Raw genomic sequence first — 15,662 nt, 5'->3', positions numbered from 1 at the left:
GGGATTGACGCCAAGCGCAGCTACTCCAACAGGCCCGCACCTTGGCGCCGATGAGAGCAAACAAGAGTAAGGCGAGACTGCTAGCGCTTTGATATCAAAATAGTGGCGCGATATTAGATGGCCACTATTTTGGCGTCAATTAATAGATGCATCCGCCGACTGTTACTGACTAATGATGAGGGCCAAACCCAGCACTCCATTGGCAAGCACTCGCATACACAACAAGCCCTCCCACCGCAATAATCTGTAAACTCTCCCCCTCTTTCGCCGCCCTTCATTTCCTCGCGGTCATCACCTCTTTAATTGTTGCGGAGTCCACCTTGCGTCTGTTTCACACCTCCGACTGGCACCTTGGGCAAAACCTGCACGGCCAGGAGCGCGATTTCGAGCATGCGTGCTTTCTCGAATGGCTGCTGCGCCAACTGCAACTGGCGCAGCCGGATGTGCTGTTGATTGCCGGGGACATCTTCGACACGGTCAATCCGCCGGTCAAAGCCCAGGAACGCCTCTACGATTTCATCGTCAGCGCCCACGAGCAGCAGCCGTTGCTGACCATCGTGATGATTGCTGGCAACCACGACTCCGGCTCGCGGATCGAACTGCCCGCGCCGCTGATGCGACGTTTGCGCACTCATGCGCTGGGTCGGGTGTTGTGGCTGGATGATGGTCAACTCGACGCCGATCGTCTGCTGTTGCCGTTGCCGGACGCGACCGGCGAAATCGCCGCGTGGTGCCTGGCGCTTCCATTTCTGCGCCCGGCTGAGGTCACCGGGGCGCATTTGGGCGACAACTATTTGCGCGGTATCGGTCAGGTTCATGAATGGCTGATCGAGGCGGCGAATGCCAAGCGCAAGCCGGGGCAGGCGCTGATCGCCATCAGTCATGCGCACATGGCCGGCGGTTCGGTGTCGGAGGATTCCGAGCGCAGTCTGATCATCGGCAATGCCGAAGCGCTGCCCGCTAGCCTGTTCGGGCCGAGCATCAGCTATGTTGCCCTCGGTCATTTGCACAAGCCGCAGAAGGTCAACGGTGAGGAACGTATCCGCTACAGCGGCTCGCCGATTCCGCTGTCGTTTTCGGAAATCAGCTATCAGCACCAGATTCTCGACGTCACCCTTGATGGCGAAACCCTGGTCAGCGTCGAGCCGAAACTGATCCCGCGATCGGTCAACCTGCAACGCATCGGCCCGGCGCCGCTGGCGGAGATCCTGCTGCAACTGGCGGACTTGCCGAACATTGATCTACTCGCTGAAACCCAGCGCCAGCCGTGGCTGGAGGTGCGTGTGCGTCTCGATGAGCCGCAACCGGATTTGCGCCATCAAGTGGAAAGCGCCCTGCAAGGCAAAGCCGTGCGGCTGGTGCGTATCGCCGCTGAATACGCCGGCAACCGTGGCGCTGATGGCGCGGAAGAAGGCACTGCGCTGATCGAGCTGGATCAACTCACGCCGCAGGAATTGTTCAGCCGCGCGTGGCTCGACAACTATGGCAACGAGGTCGATGAACAGACGCTCAAGGACTTCGCCGAACTGCTGCAAGACGTGCAAATGGAGGGCGAGCAACCATGAAGATTCTCGCCATTCGTTTGAAAAACCTCGCCTCGCTGGCCGGTCCGTTCGAGATCGACTTCACCGCCGAACCGCTGGCCAGCGCCGGTCTGTTCGCCATTACCGGCCCCACCGGCGCCGGCAAAAGTACCCTGCTCGACGCCTTGTGCCTGGCGCTGTTCGGCGCCGTGCCGCGTTTGAACAACACCGGCCGTGACGCCAAAGTCCCGGACGCCGACGGCGAGATCGCCACCGGCGACCCGCGCACCCTGCTACGCCGTGGCACCGGCGAAGGTTATGCCGAGGTGGATTTTGTCGGTGTCGATGGCCGTCGCTATCGCGCGCGCTGGGAAGCCAACCGCGCCCGGGAAAAGGCTGGCGGCAAGTTGCAGGCCAGTCGGCAGAGCCTGCGCGATATCGATCAGGATCAACTGCTCGCCAGCCAGAAAGGCGAATACAAAACGCAACTGGAAGCCGCGCTGGGTTTGAACTTCGAACAGTTCACCCGCGCCGTGCTGCTGGCTCAAAGCGAGTTCAGTGCGTTCCTCAAGGCTGACGACAACGACCGCAGCGAACTGCTGGAAAAACTCACCGACACCGCGCTGTACACCCGCCTCGGCCGTCGCGCGTTCGACAAGACCAAAGAGGCCCGCGAAGCGCACAAGCTGTTGCAGGATCAGGCCACCGGTGTCACGCCGCTGGCTCCCGAAGCACGCGCCGAGCTGGATGAGCGCTACAACGCCGCGCAGCAACAGATGAAGTTGCAACAGGCGCAACTCAAGCAGCTGGAGCAGCAGCACAGCTGGCTCAAGGATTTACGTCAGTTGCAGGACGCGCAACAAGCCGCCGCCGAGCAACTGCACAGTGCCCAACAACAAAGGGAAGGTCTGGCCGGTGAACGGGTAAAACTGACGCGACTGGAACAGCTCGGCCCACAGCGGCACCAGTTCGCCCGCAAGACTGAACTCGACGCGCTCTTGTCCCCTTTGGGTGCGCAGATTGCCGCGCACACCCGGCAACACGCTGAACTGACTGAGCGCCAGACGCACCTGGAGCAAAACCTCGAGGCCGCGAAAGTCGCTTTGAGCGAGGCACAACAACGGCAGACTGAAAGTTCGCCGCTTTTGCGTCAGGCCTTTGAAGAGCAAAGCACCCTCGCCCGTCTGGTCAAGGACGTTGCACTCAGTGCCGAAGCGAAACAAAACGCGCAGCAGGCCTGCACCCAAGGCCAGAGCGCCATTGCGGCGCTGCTGGAAAAGCAGACTCAAGTCGCCGAACGCCTGCAAAAGATTGCCGCGGAACTGGAACAGAGCGCCCATCTCGCGCCATTGAGCGATGCATGGAACGCCTACCGCGATCGCCTGCAACAGCTGATGTTGATCGGCAATCGCTTGAACAAGGGCCAGACCGAACTAGCCTCGCTGGAAGAGAACGCCAGCCGCAGCGCCGAAACCTTCGCAACACAAAAACAGCAACTGGAAGTGCTGTTCAAAGAGGCTGGCGCCGAGCCGGACGCCGTCGCCGAGCAGATCGGCATCCTCGGCAATCTGTTACAGGACAACCGCAAACAGCTGCGCGCCATCGAAGACCTGTCACGCCTGTGGGCCACCCGACAGGATCTGGACAAGCGCGGCGCTGAACTGCAACAACGCCAGCTCAGCGCTCAGCAAGAACGCGAGCGCCTGACTCAGGACGGGGTGAAAACCAAGGCCGAACTGACCGTCGCCGAGCAAACCCTTAACGTCACCCGCGAGCTGCTTGAGCGTCAGCGTCTGGCGCGCAGTGCCAGTGTCGAAGAGCTGCGCGCGCAGTTGCAGGATGATCAGCCGTGCCCGGTCTGCGGCAGCAATGAGCATCCGTATCACCAGCCCGAAGCGCTGCTGCAAAGCCTCGGCAAACACGATGAGAGCGAACAGGCCAACGCGCAGCAAGTGGTCGATCAGCTCAAGGAAAAGCTCATCGAACTGCGCGCCGAAGTCGGTGGCGTCATCGCACAGCAAAAAGAACTGCTGCAACAACAGGAGCAACTGGCCGCCCAGCAACAAGCGTTGGCGCCGAGTCTCGATGCTCACCCGCAAGCGGCGCAGTTGATGAACCAGGACGCCGACAAACGCGACGCCTGGCTGACCCGGCAAAACGAGCAGTTGAACCAGAGCATCACGCAGGATGAACAACGGCAAAACGCCCTGCTCACCCTGCAACAGGACGCCGCGCGTCTGACCCAGCAGTTGCGTCAGGCCGAAACCGCTCATCAGCAAGCGGCGCAGCATCTGAGCAATCAGCAGCGCGAGTTGAGCAGCGACCGCCAGCGCCTCGATGAAGAACTCAGCGCGTTCGGTAACCTGCTGCCGGCCGACACAGTTGAGGCTCTACGCCATGAGCCGGCGGCGACGTTCATGCAGCTCGACCGGCAGATCGCCGAGCGTCTGACGCAAGTCGATCAGCAGAAAGAAGAACTGGCCGAACAGCTGCAACGCCAGCAGACGCTGGAGAAAGAACAGGATCGCCAGCAGACTCGCGTCCAGCAATTGCAAAGCGCCGAACAGCAGTTCAATGCCCTGGCCGAACAGCAGCAAACCTGCCAGCAAAAACTCATGCAGTTGCTTGGCGAGCACAGCAGCGCCGAACACTGGCAGCAGCAACTGGAACAGGCCGTGGAGCAGGCGCGCAAAGCTGAAACCACAACCGCTCAGGAACTGCAAAACGTGCGCACGCAACGCGTGCAAACCGCCGCCGAACTCAAGGCGCAGCAGGAGCGTTTGCAGGCGTTGGAAATTGAAGACAAGGATCTGGCCAGCAAGATTGCCGACTGGCGCGCCCGTCATCCGGAGCTGGATGACGGCGGCCTCGAAGATCTGCTGCGCGTCGACGATGGGCAAGTCGCTGAGCTGCGCCAACGCTTGCAGCTCAATGAAAAAGCCATCGAACAGGCCATGGTGCTGGTGCAGGAGCGCGACCAGCGCTTGTTCGATCATCAGGCCCAGCACAACGGCAATCTCGATGCCGAGCAACTGGCCGCCGCCCTCGCCGATGTGCAAAACCAATTCAACGTCAGCGAGCAGCAATGCGCCGAACTGCGTGCTGAACAGGCCGAAGACCAGCGCCGACAGAACGCCAATCAGGCACTGGCGCAGCAGATCGCCGACGCCTATGCCGAGTACCAGCGCTGGGCACGCCTGAGCGCGTTGATCGGTTCAGCCACTGGCGACACCTTCCGCAAGATCGCCCAGGCCTACAACCTCGACTTGCTGGTACATCACGCCAACGTGCAACTGCGCCAACTGGTCAAACGCTATCGTTTGAAGCGCGGCGGCAGCATGCTCGGCCTGTTGGTGATGGACACGGAAATGGGCGATGAGCTGCGCTCGGTGCATTCGTTGTCCGGCGGCGAGACGTTCCTCGTATCGCTGGCGCTCGCGTTGGGCCTGGCGTCGATGGCGTCGAGTACGCTGAAAATCGAATCGCTGTTTATCGACGAAGGCTTTGGCAGCCTCGATCCGGAATCTCTGCAACTGGCGATGGACGCCCTCGACGGCTTGCAGGCCCAGGGCCGCAAAGTCGCGGTGATTTCCCACGTGCAGGAAATGCACGAGCGGATTCCGGTGCAGATTCAGGTGCAGCGTCAGGGCAACGGTTTGAGCACCCTGGAGGTGAAATGAATACGCTGTATTCTTTCCGCCGCTGCCCTTACGCAATGCGGGCACGGATGGCGCTGCGTTATTCGGGCGTGCCGGTAGATATCGTCGAGGTCAGCCTCAAGGCCAAACCGGCCGAGATGCTGGCGATCTCGCCCAAGGGTACGGTACCGGTGCTGGATGCGGATGGACGGGTGATTGATGAGAGTCTGGAGATCATGCGCTGGGCGTTGGCACAGAATGATCCGCAGGATTGGCTGCTGGAGGGAGATGCGAGGATTGCCGACTTGATCGAAGCCAATGATCAAGTGTTCAAGGTTCATCTCAATCGCTACAAGTACGCTGAGCGTTATCCCGAGCAGCCGATGGAGGTCTATCGCACGCAGGGTTCGTTGTTTTTGCAGAAGCTGGATGAGTTGCTAACGGACCGCGATTACTTGCTGGCTGATCGCCCATGTCTGGCGGATATCGCACTGCTGCCGTTCGTTCGCCAGTTCGCCCACGTTGATCGCGATTGGTTTGCGCAGACGCCTTACGTACGCTTGCAAGCGTGGCTACAACACTTTCTGCAATCCGAGCTCTTCACCGCAGTCATGAAGAAGTAAGGCCAGTTCTTCTGCAAGAGGGGTAACCCTGTGGCGAGGGGATTTATCCCCGATGGGCTGCGAAGCGGCCCTGAAATCATTCACCTCGGTGTATCAGAACAATCCGGAGTATCGGGTTTGGGGCTGCTTCGCAGCCCATCGGGGATAAATCCCCTCACCACAATAAATCACGTTGTCTACGCCAGCGCGCCGCACATGCCAAGTGCCATGCAATCCACTTCAAACGGCCCGAGAAAATCACCGGCAACTTTCACCGGTGGATTACCGGCCATCAGCCCCAGGGTATTGGCCCGCTCAATGTTGTGCGCGATGTTGTGGTTGGCCTCTATGGCTCGGGCCAGGCCGCCGACCGAGCCCTGCCCTATCCCCAGCAATGAAGCGCCGTTGGTCATGAACGCCAGACCTGCGATGACCCAAAGCCTGTAGCCTTTCATGCTCCGCCGACTCCTGCGAGTTCAGCCCGATCGACCATCACGCTTTGCGAACGGTGTTCAAACTGGATGCCGGGGTTGGCGACTTGAATCGGTGCGTCGAAGTTGTGTTCCATCTGCGATGAGACGCTGACGATCAGCACCAGAGCCAGGTAAAGACCGATGGCCAGGTAGGCGCCGCGTTTGGCAGAAGAGATGATTGCGCTGGCCATGGTGTTCTCCCGTGGGCATGTTTCAGAGCCCACAGAATCGATCAAAAAAACCGCGGTAACCACTCAGGGTTTCCCATAGTAACCATCAGCTTCGTTGATTATTTAGCCAGTCTATCCGGGTGCTTGAAGAAACCTATCGTGGTGCTTTATGCACACGTGTAGGAGCTGCCGAAGGCTGCGATCTTTTGATCTTGAAAGTCAAAAAATCGCAGCCTTCGGCAGCTCCTACGGGGAGTCGCGCGAGTCGGGTATTTCAGTGTTGAACTTTGTGATCCAGCGCGGCGTAGAAATTGGCGCTCTGTTGCAGGTATTTCTGGGTGTAGCTCTGGGTGTGGGATTGTTTGCTGTTGATTTCAACGTTGGCGCTGGCTGGCAGAACCACGGTAGCGGAGATGGCGGAAGCGGCAATCACGGAGAAGAGATTGAAGTTCATGGCGGTAACCCTCGTGTTCGGTTGGCTTGCTTGCCCGGTTGGGCTGTGGAGCAAACTTAACGCTCGAGGGTTGATCGCTTGAAATGCTTTGTAGCATTAGCAGTTATCAGCGCGATTAATACAAAGAGGCAGGCCCCGTAAACCGGGGCCTGTGGCTTATTGTCGCACTAGAAACTTCAGGTCGCTCGGGGCGTCCATCGGCAGTTTCTGCACGGTTTTGCCGAGCAGACCAGTCTTGCCATCGCGTTCGACGACGACAATCTCGTTACTTTTCTGGTTGGCGATCAGCAGGAATTTACCGCTTGGATCGAGGCTGAATTCCCGTGGGTGATCACCTTCCACTGAACGTCGCTGCAGCTCTTTGAGCTGGCCGGTCGCCGGATCGATAGCGAACACCAGCACCTGATTGGCAGTGCCACGGTTGCTGACGTAGAGGAATTTGCCGTCGGCGGACGCGTGCAGCGCAGCCGCAGCCTTGTCTGAAGTCGGCTGGCCGGCCGCCAGATCGATCATTTGCGTCTGGGTCAGCACGCCGTCGTTGTAATCGAACACCGCAACCTGGGCGCTCATTTCCATGGTCAGCCAGGCGTGTTTACCGTCAGCGCTGAACAGCAGGTGACGCGGGCCGCTGCCTGCCGGCAAGGCCACTGCGGCCGTCATCGCCGGGGTCAGTGGCAGGTCCGGATTGGCCTTCGGATCGAAGAGATAGACGAAGACTTTGTCCGCGCCCAAATCATTGGAGAACACGTAACGGCCGTCCGGCGAAGAGACCGTCGAGTGCACATGGTTCGACGCCTGACGCTCGGGATTGATCCGGCTCGCCGGGTGGGCGCTCATCTGCACCACCGGTTTGAGTTTGCCGTCGGCGCCGACCGGCAACACCGCGAGGGTGCCGCCCGGATCTTCCATCACCGAATAGTTGCTGACGAACAGATGGCTGGCGTCACCGCTCAGGCTCGAATGAGTCGGCTCGTTGCCCAGGCTTTGCACCTGATTGATCAGGCTCAGGGCATGGGTTTTCGGATCGATCGCGTAACTGCTGACGCGACCGACCGGGTCGGTCTGGCCCGGGCCGTTTTCGTTGACCACGAACAGACGTTTCTGGTCTTTGGACAGGGTCAGCCACGACGGGTTTTCGCTTTTGACCACTTGCAGCGGCTTGGCGGCAATCTGGCCGGTGGCACTGTCGAAGTTCATTCGATAGATGCCTTGGCTGGTGTCGGCGGTGTAGGAGCCGACCAGCAATTGATAGCTTTCGGCAGATGCCGTGGAAAGGCCCATCGCGCCGACACTGCCGGCCATCAACAGTGGCCAGAATTTACGCATTGTCATCAGTTTCTTCCTCGTCGTTGCTGCCGCCAAAGGCTTCGCTGCAGACCAGGCGGTGTTCGCCGGAATCGCCAACGATCAACCAGCTCTGCAGCGTCACATCAAACATCGCTGCGTCAACCTGAGCAGGCGTGAATACCCAATGCTTGGCCGCTCGGCCATCAATGCATTCGATGTGCAGATTGTCGTCTTCGTCGAGGGAGAATTCGAAGGCGTGCAGGCCATCGATTTCGACCATATCGCTGTTTTCGAGGACGTCGAGAAGGGTTTGGGCAGTCATGGCAAACAGTCTTTCTAGGGGGGAAAGCGCCAATGATAGCTCAATGTGATCCAGAGGCCTTATGGGAACCCTTGTGGGAGCGAGCCTGCTCGCGAATGCGGTGTGTCAGGCCATGAAGGCTGACTGGGAAAATGCATTCGCGAGCAGGCTCGCTCCCACATGGATTATTGGCTGTCAGTTACAACGCGTCGCGCGACGGTTTGCCGTCGACCAGTCGCTGGATACGCAGCGGATTGGCGTTTTTCAGCGGCTCGGGCAGCAAGCTGTCGGGGTAATTCTGGAAGCACACCGGGCGCAGGAAGCGATCGATTGCCAAGGTTCCAACCGAAGTGCCGCGCGCATCGGACGTCGCTGGATATGGCCCGCCATGCACCATCGAATCACACACTTCTACACCGGTCGGATAACCGTTGAGCAGAATCCGCCCGACCTTTTGTTCCAGCAGTGGCGTCAGTTCCGCGAACTGCTCAAAGTCCGCCGGCTCGCCAATGATGGTCGCAGTGAGCTGGCCATGCAGCCCATTGAGCGCGGCGCTGAGCTGCGCCTGATCAGCGACCTCGACAATCACCGTGGTCGGGCCGAACACTTCTTCCTGAAGCACTTCATCGCCATCGATCAACAGGCTGACATCAGCCTTGAACAATTGCGGCTGCGCCTGATTGCCCTGCTGTGGATGACCGGCCAGCTGCTCGATGCCGGAATGCGCCAGGAGTTTCTGCAAGCCTTTGCCGTAACTGCCGAGGGTGCCGGCGTTGAGCATGGTTTGCGCCGGTTGATCGCCGATCAGCCCGGCGACCTGTTGCACGAACGCAGTGAATTGCGGCGAGCGGATACCGATGACCAGGCCCGGATTGGTACAGAACTGACCGCAGCCCTGCACCACCGATGCGGTGAGGTCACGAGCCACGGTTTCCGAACGCGCAGCCAACGCCTGGGGCAGGACGATCACCGGGTTGATGCTCGACATCTCGGCAAACACCGGAATCGGTTGCGGGCGAGCAGCGGCCATGTCGCACAACGCCCGACCGCCCTTGAGCGAGCCGGTGAAGCCCACCGCCTGAATCGCCGGATGCTTGACCAGCCACTCGCCGACGCCACCGCCGTAGACCATGTTGAACACGCCAGCCGGCATCGCGGTTTTTTCGGCCGCGCGAATCAGCGCATCGGCGACCAGTTCAGCCGTGGCCATGTGGCCACTGTGGGCCTTGAACACCACCGGGCAACCGGCCGCCAGTGCCGAAGCGGTGTCGCCGCCTGCGGTGGAGAACGCCAACGGAAAGTTGCTCGCACCAAACACGGCAACCGGGCCGAGGCCGATGCGGTACTGACGCAAATCCGGACGCGGCAATGGCTGACGATCCGGCAGCGGCAGGTCGATGCGCGCGCCATAGAAATCGCCACGGCGCAGCACTTTGGCAAACAGGCGCATCTGGCCGCTGGTGCGACCGCGCTCGCCCTGGATACGCCCGGCCGGCAACGCGGTTTCGCGGCAGACTACGGCGACGAAATCATCACCAAGCGCGTCCAGTTCATCGGCAATCGCATCAAGGAACTGCGCGCGACGTTCAGCGCTGAGGCTGCGATAAGCCGGGTACGCGGCAGCGGCGGCCTTGGCGGCGGCGTCGACTTCCTGCTCGGTGGCCTGAATGAAATCGTGGGGCAGTTGCTCCCCCGTCGAGGCGTCAACGCTGTGCAGTTTGACGTTGCCGGCAGCGCTGCGCTGACCGCCGATGTAGTTGTGACCGAGAATCTGAGTCATGGGATCTCCTTAAAGGGTGCCGATGCTGCCCGGTTCGAAAGCCGCTTCGACCGGGGCAATGCCGTTGACCAGTGGCGCGCCGAATTCGGCCTGACTGATTTCAAACACATCACCCGGCTGAGTGCGGATGCCATCGGCGAACGACAGCGTCGCGGTGCCGAAGAAATGAATGTGCACGTCGCCGGGACGCAAAAACTGGCTGTACTTGAAGTGGTGGTATTCGAGGTTCGCCAGGCTGTGGCACATGTTGGCCTCGCCGCTGAGGAACTCGTTCTGCCACAACACTTCACCGTTACGCAGGATGCGACTGGTGCCTGCAAGGTGTTGGGGTAGCTCACCGACGCGAAGTTCCGGGCCATAACTGCAACTGCGCAATTTCGAGTGGGCCAGGTACAGGTAATTCTTGCGTTCCATGACGTGGTCGGAGAACTCGTTGCCGACCGCGAAGCCGAGGCGATAAGGCTTGCCGTCTTGACCGATGATGTACAGGCCGGCCATCTCCGGCTCTTCGCCAGCGTCTTCGGCAAATGGCGGCAGCGGAAACGGTTGGCCCGGACGCACGACGATGCTGCCGTCGCCCTTATAGAACCACTCGGGCTGAACACCGGCCTGCCCTGTCGCTGGTTTACCGCCCTCCACGCCCCATTTGAAGATGCGCATGGTGTCGGTCATCGCCGCTTCGTCGCCGGCCTGCTGGTGCATTTTGTCCCGCGCCGAGGCGCTGCCCAGATGGGTCAGGCCAGTGCCGCTGACCAGCAGGTGCGCGGGGTCCGGGTGATCGAGCGGCGGCAGGATGCGCAGGTCTTTGAGCAACTGCGCATAGTCATGACTGATGCCCAGGCCGAGGGTTTGTACTTGCTGCTCCAGAGTGCCGCCAGCTTCGATGGCGGCCAGCGCCAGATCGCGCGTGGTGCGAGCGTCTTGCACTTCGCGCACCAGACCGTGCTCGACCACGCCGACGCGGCGTTCGCCGTTGCTTAATTCGAATTGCACCAGATGCATATTTTTCTCCTATTCATCAAAAACACCGCAGATCCCTTGAAGGAGTGAGCCATTCAGGTTCGGGTCGCGCCGCGTGCGCTGGCGGCGAATTGGTCGACCGGCAGCACGTGTTTGCGCTCAAGCACGCGGTAGACGATTGCTGTGAGAATCAAGCCGAACACCATCACGCCCGACAGGAAGTACAACCCCGAAGCCAGATTCCCGGTGTACTCCTTCAACGCCCCGATCACGAACGGCCCGATATACCCGCCGAGATTGCCCACCGAATTGATCAACGCGATCCCCGCCGCGGCACTCGCGCCGGCAAAGAACCGCCCCGGCAAGGTCCAGAACACCGCCGTGCAGGAAAACAGCGCGAACGCCACCAGACACAGCGCTGCCAGTTGCGCCACCGGCAGCGACAGCCAGGCACTCAGGAACAGACCAATGGCGCCCAGCACATACAGCACCGCCAGATGGCCATAGCGATCGTTCAAGCGGTCGGAACTGCGTGGCACGATCAGCAAGCCGATGATCCCGAAGATGTACGGCACCGACGACACGAAACCGGTCACCAGATCAGTGCCGCCAAACTGTTTGATCAAGGTCGGCAGCCACAGGCCCAGGCCATAAATGCTCAGGGTCACCGGCAGATAAAACAGCGCCAGCAGCAACACACGCTTGTCTTTGAGCGCATGCAGCGGATTGCCATGGCGGGTCTGGCCGTATTCCTGCAGATCCTTTTTCAGTTCGCCGGTCAGCCAGTCCTTCTCGGCCTGATCCATCCATTTCACTTGTTGCGGGCCATCCGGCAGCCAGCGCAGCACCGGCCAGGTCAGCAGGATCGCCGGGGTGCCGATGACGATGAACAGCCACTGCCAGCCGTGCAGACCGAGGATGCCGTCCATGCCCAGCAAACCGCCGGACACCGGGCCAGTAATCATCATCGCGATGGGTTGGGAGAGGATAAACAGCCCGAGGATCTTGCCGCGATGGCGCACCGGGAACCATTGGGTGATGTAGTAGAGAACGCCGGGGAAGAAGCCCGCCTCCGCCGCGCCGAGCAGAAAGCGCATCACGTAGAAACTGTGCGGGCCCTGGACGAACGCCATGCCGATGGTAATGGCGCCCCAGGTGATCATGATCCGCGCGAACCAGCGCCGCGCGCCGAAGCGTTCGAGCATCAGGTTGCTGGGAATCTCGAGAAGAAAATAGCCGATGAAAAACAGCCCGGCGCCCAAGCCATAAGCCGCATCACCAATGCCGATGTCAGCGCCCATGTGCAGCTTGGCGAAGCCGACGGCAGAGCGATCCACATAGGCGATCAGGTACAGCAGGATCAGGAAGGGAATCAGTTTCAGTGTAATGCGACGAATAAGCCGCAACTCCTGGCTCATGGGATCGGTCTCCGATTGTTGTTTTTATAGAACCTCGGGGGACGCCTCTCGCGGAAAATCGCCAGGGCCATCCCTCCGTCGAAAACGACTATATAGTAATACTATTTACCCAACAACCACTTCCAAAGCGGCAAATTTGCGCCTATGTTAGGCCTTAGCTCGAACACTATAGTCATACAATAAGAGAATCGATCATGTCTGAGAAGAAACCCACCCTGCGCTCGGCCCAATGGTTTGGCACTGCCGACAAGAACGGCTTCATGTACCGCAGCTGGATGAAGAATCAGGGCATCGCCGACCACCAGTTTCATGGCAAGCCGATCATCGGCATCTGCAATACCTGGTCGGAACTGACCCCGTGCAACGCGCATTTCCGCCAGATTGCGGAGCACGTCAAACGCGGGGTGATCGAGGCCGGTGGCTTCCCGGTGGAATTCCCGGTGTTCTCCAACGGCGAATCGAACCTGCGCCCGACCGCCATGCTCACCCGCAACCTGGCGAGCATGGACGTTGAGGAGGCGATTCGCGGCAACCCGATTGACGGCGTGGTGCTGCTGACCGGTTGCGATAAAACCACCCCGGCGCTGCTGATGGGCGCAGCCAGCTGCGACGTACCGGCCATCGTCGTCACTGGCGGGCCGATGCTCAACGGCAAGCACAAGGGCAAGGACATCGGTTCCGGCACCGTGGTCTGGCAGCTCAGCGAGCAGGTCAAGGCCGGCACGATCACCATCGATGATTTCCTTGCGGCCGAGGGCGGCATGTCGCGCTCAGCAGGCACCTGCAACACCATGGGCACCGCGTCGACCATGGCGTGCATGGCGGAAGCACTGGGCACTTCCCTGCCCCATAACGCAGCTATTCCGGCGGTGGATGCGCGGCGATACGTGCTGGCGCACATGTCCGGCATGCGTGCGGTGGAGATGGTTCGTGAGGATCTGAAACTGTCGAAGATCCTGACCAAGGAAGCCTTCGAAAACGCCATTCGCGTCAACGCGGCCATCGGCGGTTCGACCAACGCGGTGATTCACTTGAAGGCCATTGCCGGACGCATCGGCGTCGAGCTGGATCTGGATGACTGGACGCGCATCGGTCGCGGCATGCCGACCATCGTCGACCTGCAACCGTCCGGACGTTTCCTGATGGAAGAGTTCTACTACGCCGGTGGATTGCCTGCCGTGCTGCGCCGCCTCGGTGAGGCCAATCTGATCCCCAATCCGAATGCACTGACGGTCAACGGCAAGTCCATCGGCGAGAACACCAAAGACGCACCGATCTACGGCGAAGACGAAGTGATCCGCACCCTCGACAATCCGATTCGCGCCGACGGCGGCATCTGTGTGTTACGCGGCAATCTGGCGCCGCTCGGTGCGGTGCTCAAACCGTCTGCTGCCACGCCCGAGCTGATGCAGCATCGCGGACGCGCCGTGGTGTTCGAGAACTTCGACATGTACAAGGCGCGGATCAATGACCCGGAACTGGATGTCGATGCCAACTCGATTCTGGTGATGAAAAACTGCGGGCCGAAGGGTTATCCGGGCATGGCCGAAGTCGGCAACATGGGTTTGCCGGCCAAGCTGTTGGCTCAGGGCGTGACGGATATGGTGCGCATTTCCGATGCACGGATGAGCGGCACCGCTTACGGCACCGTGGTGTTGCACGTCGCGCCGGAAGCCGCTGCGGGTGGGCCTTTGGCGACGGTGAAGGAAGGCGACTGGATCGAACTCGATTGCGCCACTGGCCGGTTGCACCTGGATATTCCGGATGCCGAGCTGGCGGCGCGCATGGCTGACCTGCAACCGCCGCAGCAACTGTTGGTGGGGGGTTATCGTCAGTTGTACATCGATCATGTGTTGCAGGCGGATCAGGGCTGTGATTTCGACTTCCTGGTCGGCTGCCGTGGGGCTGAAGTACCGCGCCACTCTCACTGACAACACAATTCCCCTGTGGGAGCGAGCCTGCTCGCGAAGAGGGAGTGTCAGTCGACACCTATTTGACTGATATACCGCCTTCGCGAGCAGGCTCGCTCCCACATTTGATTTCTGTGTCTGCCTCAAGATTATCTGGTGCCTGCTATGATGCGCGGCATCTCCATCGCTCAGGATCGCGCCGCTCCCCATGGATTACCGCAAACCTTCCGACCGCAAAAGCATGCACTCGCGCATCGTCCAGGAACTGGGCATGCAGATCGTCTCCGGACGCTTCAAGCCCGACGAAAAACTGCCCGCCGAAGCCTTGTTGTGCGAGGAATACGCGGTCAGCCGGCCGGTGTTGCGCGAAGCCACGCGGGTGTTGGTGGCCAAAGGGCTGGTGTACTCAAAGCCGCGGGTGGGCACGGTGGTCAAGGCGCGCCGCGAATGGCACATGCTCGACCCGGACGTGCTGCACTGGCTGATGCAAAGCAGCCCGCAGAATGAATTCTTCAATGTGCTGACCAGCGTGCGCAGCATCATCGAACCGGCCGCCGCCGCCCTCGCCGCTCAGCATGCGACTGATGCCGACATTGCCGCCATCGGTGAGGCTTACCAACGCATGGAAGCTGCGCCGACGCCGGAAGCCCTGCTGCAACCAGATCTGGATTTTCACAGCCGGATTGCCGATGCGACCCACAACGACTTGCTGGCGAATCTGTGCAACATGCTCTCGGTGGCGATTGCCGAGGCGTTGAAGCATTCGAATCGGCGACCGAATCTGCATGAGCTGGCGTTGCCACGGCACAAGGCGATTCTCACGGCTATCGAGAATCGTGATGCGCTGGGGGCGCGGCATGCGACGCTCGTGCAACTGGATGATGCGCGTAGTGCGCTCAGTGTTGTGCTTGGCACTGAACTTTCCTAGGGCAAAGTCAAAAGATCTTGACCCACAAAAAAGCCGCAACCCTTGGGTTGCGGCTTTGTCATTTCAGGCACTCAACTCAGTGTGCAAACAACGAATTCCCCTTCTGCCCCGCCAGTTTCTCCGGCTTGATCAGGAACTTCGCCAGTGCCGGCAGTAGCCACAGCGCACCGAACATGTTCCATAGCAGCATGAAGGTCAGCATCAGGCCCATGTCGGCC

The 15,662-nt window shown here is 60.3% G+C and carries 14 protein-coding genes; 5 read left to right on the top strand and 9 right to left on the bottom strand.

The genetic code is table 11. The features are described 5' to 3' along the window. Nucleotides 1-320 precede the first annotated feature (320 nt). From ACIOVB_RS09590 to ACIOVB_RS09580, 3 genes are read left to right on the top strand one after another with little or no spacing between them, the layout of a single operon-like run. Nucleotides 321-1,565, top strand: coding sequence for an exonuclease SbcCD subunit D C-terminal domain-containing protein (locus ACIOVB_RS09590; protein ID WP_401267074.1), 1,245 nt, complete (start codon nt 321-323; stop codon nt 1,563-1,565). Next, nucleotides 1,562-5,203: an SbcC/MukB-like Walker B domain-containing protein gene (locus ACIOVB_RS09585; RefSeq protein WP_401267071.1), complete on the top strand. Its 3,642-nt coding sequence runs from the start codon at nt 1,562-1,564 to the stop codon at nt 5,201-5,203. Before ACIOVB_RS09590 ends, ACIOVB_RS09585 begins: the two co-directional genes overlap by 4 nt. Next, nucleotides 5,200-5,784, top strand: a complete 585-nt coding sequence (locus ACIOVB_RS09580) for a glutathione S-transferase (protein ID WP_401267069.1) — start codon at nt 5,200-5,202, stop codon at nt 5,782-5,784. Before ACIOVB_RS09585 ends, ACIOVB_RS09580 begins: the two co-directional genes overlap by 4 nt. Nucleotides 5,785-5,960: 176 nt before the next feature. On the opposite strand, the gene ACIOVB_RS09575 is transcribed toward ACIOVB_RS09580, so the two are convergent. The 8 genes from ACIOVB_RS09575 to ACIOVB_RS09540 form a co-directional block, all read right to left on the bottom strand. After that, nucleotides 5,961-6,218, bottom strand: coding sequence for a hypothetical protein (locus ACIOVB_RS09575; protein WP_401267068.1), 258 nt, complete (start codon nt 6,216-6,218; stop codon nt 5,961-5,963). After that, a complete protein-coding gene (locus tag ACIOVB_RS09570; RefSeq protein ID WP_187678616.1) occupies nt 6,215-6,427 on the bottom strand; it encodes a hypothetical protein in 213 nt (70 codons plus the stop codon). Before ACIOVB_RS09570 ends, ACIOVB_RS09575 begins: the two co-directional genes overlap by 4 nt. Before the next feature lie 253 nt (nt 6,428-6,680). Continuing rightward, nucleotides 6,681-6,860 (bottom strand): hypothetical protein, encoded by a 180-nt coding sequence (locus ACIOVB_RS09565; RefSeq protein ID WP_401267065.1) that lies wholly within the window; start codon nt 6,858-6,860, stop codon nt 6,681-6,683. Nucleotides 6,861-7,016: 156 nt separating this feature from the next. Beyond that, nucleotides 7,017-8,192: a lactonase family protein gene (locus ACIOVB_RS09560; RefSeq protein ID WP_401267062.1), complete on the bottom strand. Its 1,176-nt coding sequence runs from the start codon at nt 8,190-8,192 to the stop codon at nt 7,017-7,019. Beyond that, nucleotides 8,179-8,469: a DUF5629 family protein gene (locus tag ACIOVB_RS09555; RefSeq protein ID WP_401267059.1), complete on the bottom strand. Its 291-nt coding sequence runs from the start codon at nt 8,467-8,469 to the stop codon at nt 8,179-8,181. The genes ACIOVB_RS09560 and ACIOVB_RS09555 overlap by 14 nt, the downstream gene beginning before the upstream one ends. A 178-nt stretch (nt 8,470-8,647) precedes the next feature. After that, nucleotides 8,648-10,228, bottom strand: coding sequence for an aldehyde dehydrogenase (NADP(+)) (locus tag ACIOVB_RS09550; protein ID WP_401267057.1), 1,581 nt, complete (start codon nt 10,226-10,228; stop codon nt 8,648-8,650). 9 nt (nt 10,229-10,237) lie between these two features. Beyond that, nucleotides 10,238-11,230, bottom strand: a complete 993-nt coding sequence (araD1, locus tag ACIOVB_RS09545) for an AraD1 family protein (protein WP_401267054.1) — start codon at nt 11,228-11,230, stop codon at nt 10,238-10,240. Nucleotides 11,231-11,283: 53 nt separating this feature from the next. Further along, nucleotides 11,284-12,606 carry an MFS transporter gene (locus ACIOVB_RS09540; RefSeq protein ID WP_401267052.1) on the bottom strand — a complete coding sequence of 441 codons (1,323 nt, stop codon included), beginning with the start codon at nt 12,604-12,606 and terminating at the stop codon, nt 11,284-11,286. A 194-nt stretch (nt 12,607-12,800) separates the two neighbouring features. Between ACIOVB_RS09540 and ACIOVB_RS09535 the strand changes: the two genes are divergently transcribed. After that, nucleotides 12,801-14,537, top strand: coding sequence for an IlvD/Edd family dehydratase (locus ACIOVB_RS09535; RefSeq protein WP_187678622.1), 1,737 nt, complete (start codon nt 12,801-12,803; stop codon nt 14,535-14,537). Between the two features lie 187 nt (nt 14,538-14,724). Beyond that, nucleotides 14,725-15,444 carry a FadR/GntR family transcriptional regulator gene (locus tag ACIOVB_RS09530; RefSeq protein WP_401267049.1) on the top strand — a complete coding sequence of 240 codons (720 nt, stop codon included), beginning with the start codon at nt 14,725-14,727 and terminating at the stop codon, nt 15,442-15,444. 76 nt (nt 15,445-15,520) lie between these two features. Here ACIOVB_RS09530 and ACIOVB_RS09525 read toward each other — a convergent pair. Continuing rightward, a partial coding sequence (locus tag ACIOVB_RS09525; RefSeq protein ID WP_401267110.1) for a hypothetical protein occupies nt 15,521-15,662 on the bottom strand: 142 nt, incomplete at its 5' end.

Origin of the sequence: Pseudomonas sp. NPDC087639 (assembly GCF_044743385.1) — a bacterium.
Lineage (GTDB): Bacteria > Pseudomonadota > Gammaproteobacteria > Pseudomonadales > Pseudomonadaceae > Aquipseudomonas.
This window is presented reverse-complemented; position numbering and strand designations above follow the sequence as displayed.

Excerpts from the sequence above, each read along its gene's own strand:
- ACIOVB_RS09585 (WP_401267071.1), top strand. The coding sequence starts at position 1,562 with ATGAAGATTCTCGCCATTCGTTTGAAAAACCTCGCCTCGCTGGCCGGT.
- ACIOVB_RS09580 (WP_401267069.1), top strand. The coding sequence starts at position 5,200 with ATGAATACGCTGTATTCTTTCCGCCGCTGCCCTTACGCAATGCGGGCA.
- ACIOVB_RS09575 (WP_401267068.1), bottom strand. The coding sequence starts at position 6,218 with ATGAAAGGCTACAGGCTTTGGGTCATCGCAGGTCTGGCGTTCATGACC.
- ACIOVB_RS09570 (WP_187678616.1), bottom strand. The coding sequence starts at position 6,427 with ATGGCCAGCGCAATCATCTCTTCTGCCAAACGCGGCGCCTACCTGGCC.
- ACIOVB_RS09565 (WP_401267065.1), bottom strand. The coding sequence starts at position 6,860 with ATGAACTTCAATCTCTTCTCCGTGATTGCCGCTTCCGCCATCTCCGCT.
- ACIOVB_RS09560 (WP_401267062.1), bottom strand. The coding sequence starts at position 8,192 with ATGACAATGCGTAAATTCTGGCCACTGTTGATGGCCGGCAGTGTCGGC.
- ACIOVB_RS09555 (WP_401267059.1), bottom strand. The coding sequence starts at position 8,469 with ATGACTGCCCAAACCCTTCTCGACGTCCTCGAAAACAGCGATATGGTC.
- ACIOVB_RS09550 (WP_401267057.1), bottom strand. The coding sequence starts at position 10,228 with ATGACTCAGATTCTCGGTCACAACTACATCGGCGGTCAGCGCAGCGCT.
- araD1 (WP_401267054.1), bottom strand. The coding sequence starts at position 11,230 with ATGCATCTGGTGCAATTCGAATTAAGCAACGGCGAACGCCGCGTCGGC.
- ACIOVB_RS09540 (WP_401267052.1), bottom strand. The coding sequence starts at position 12,606 with ATGAGCCAGGAGTTGCGGCTTATTCGTCGCATTACACTGAAACTGATT.
- ACIOVB_RS09535 (WP_187678622.1), top strand. The coding sequence starts at position 12,801 with ATGTCTGAGAAGAAACCCACCCTGCGCTCGGCCCAATGGTTTGGCACT.
- ACIOVB_RS09530 (WP_401267049.1), top strand. The coding sequence starts at position 14,725 with ATGGATTACCGCAAACCTTCCGACCGCAAAAGCATGCACTCGCGCATC.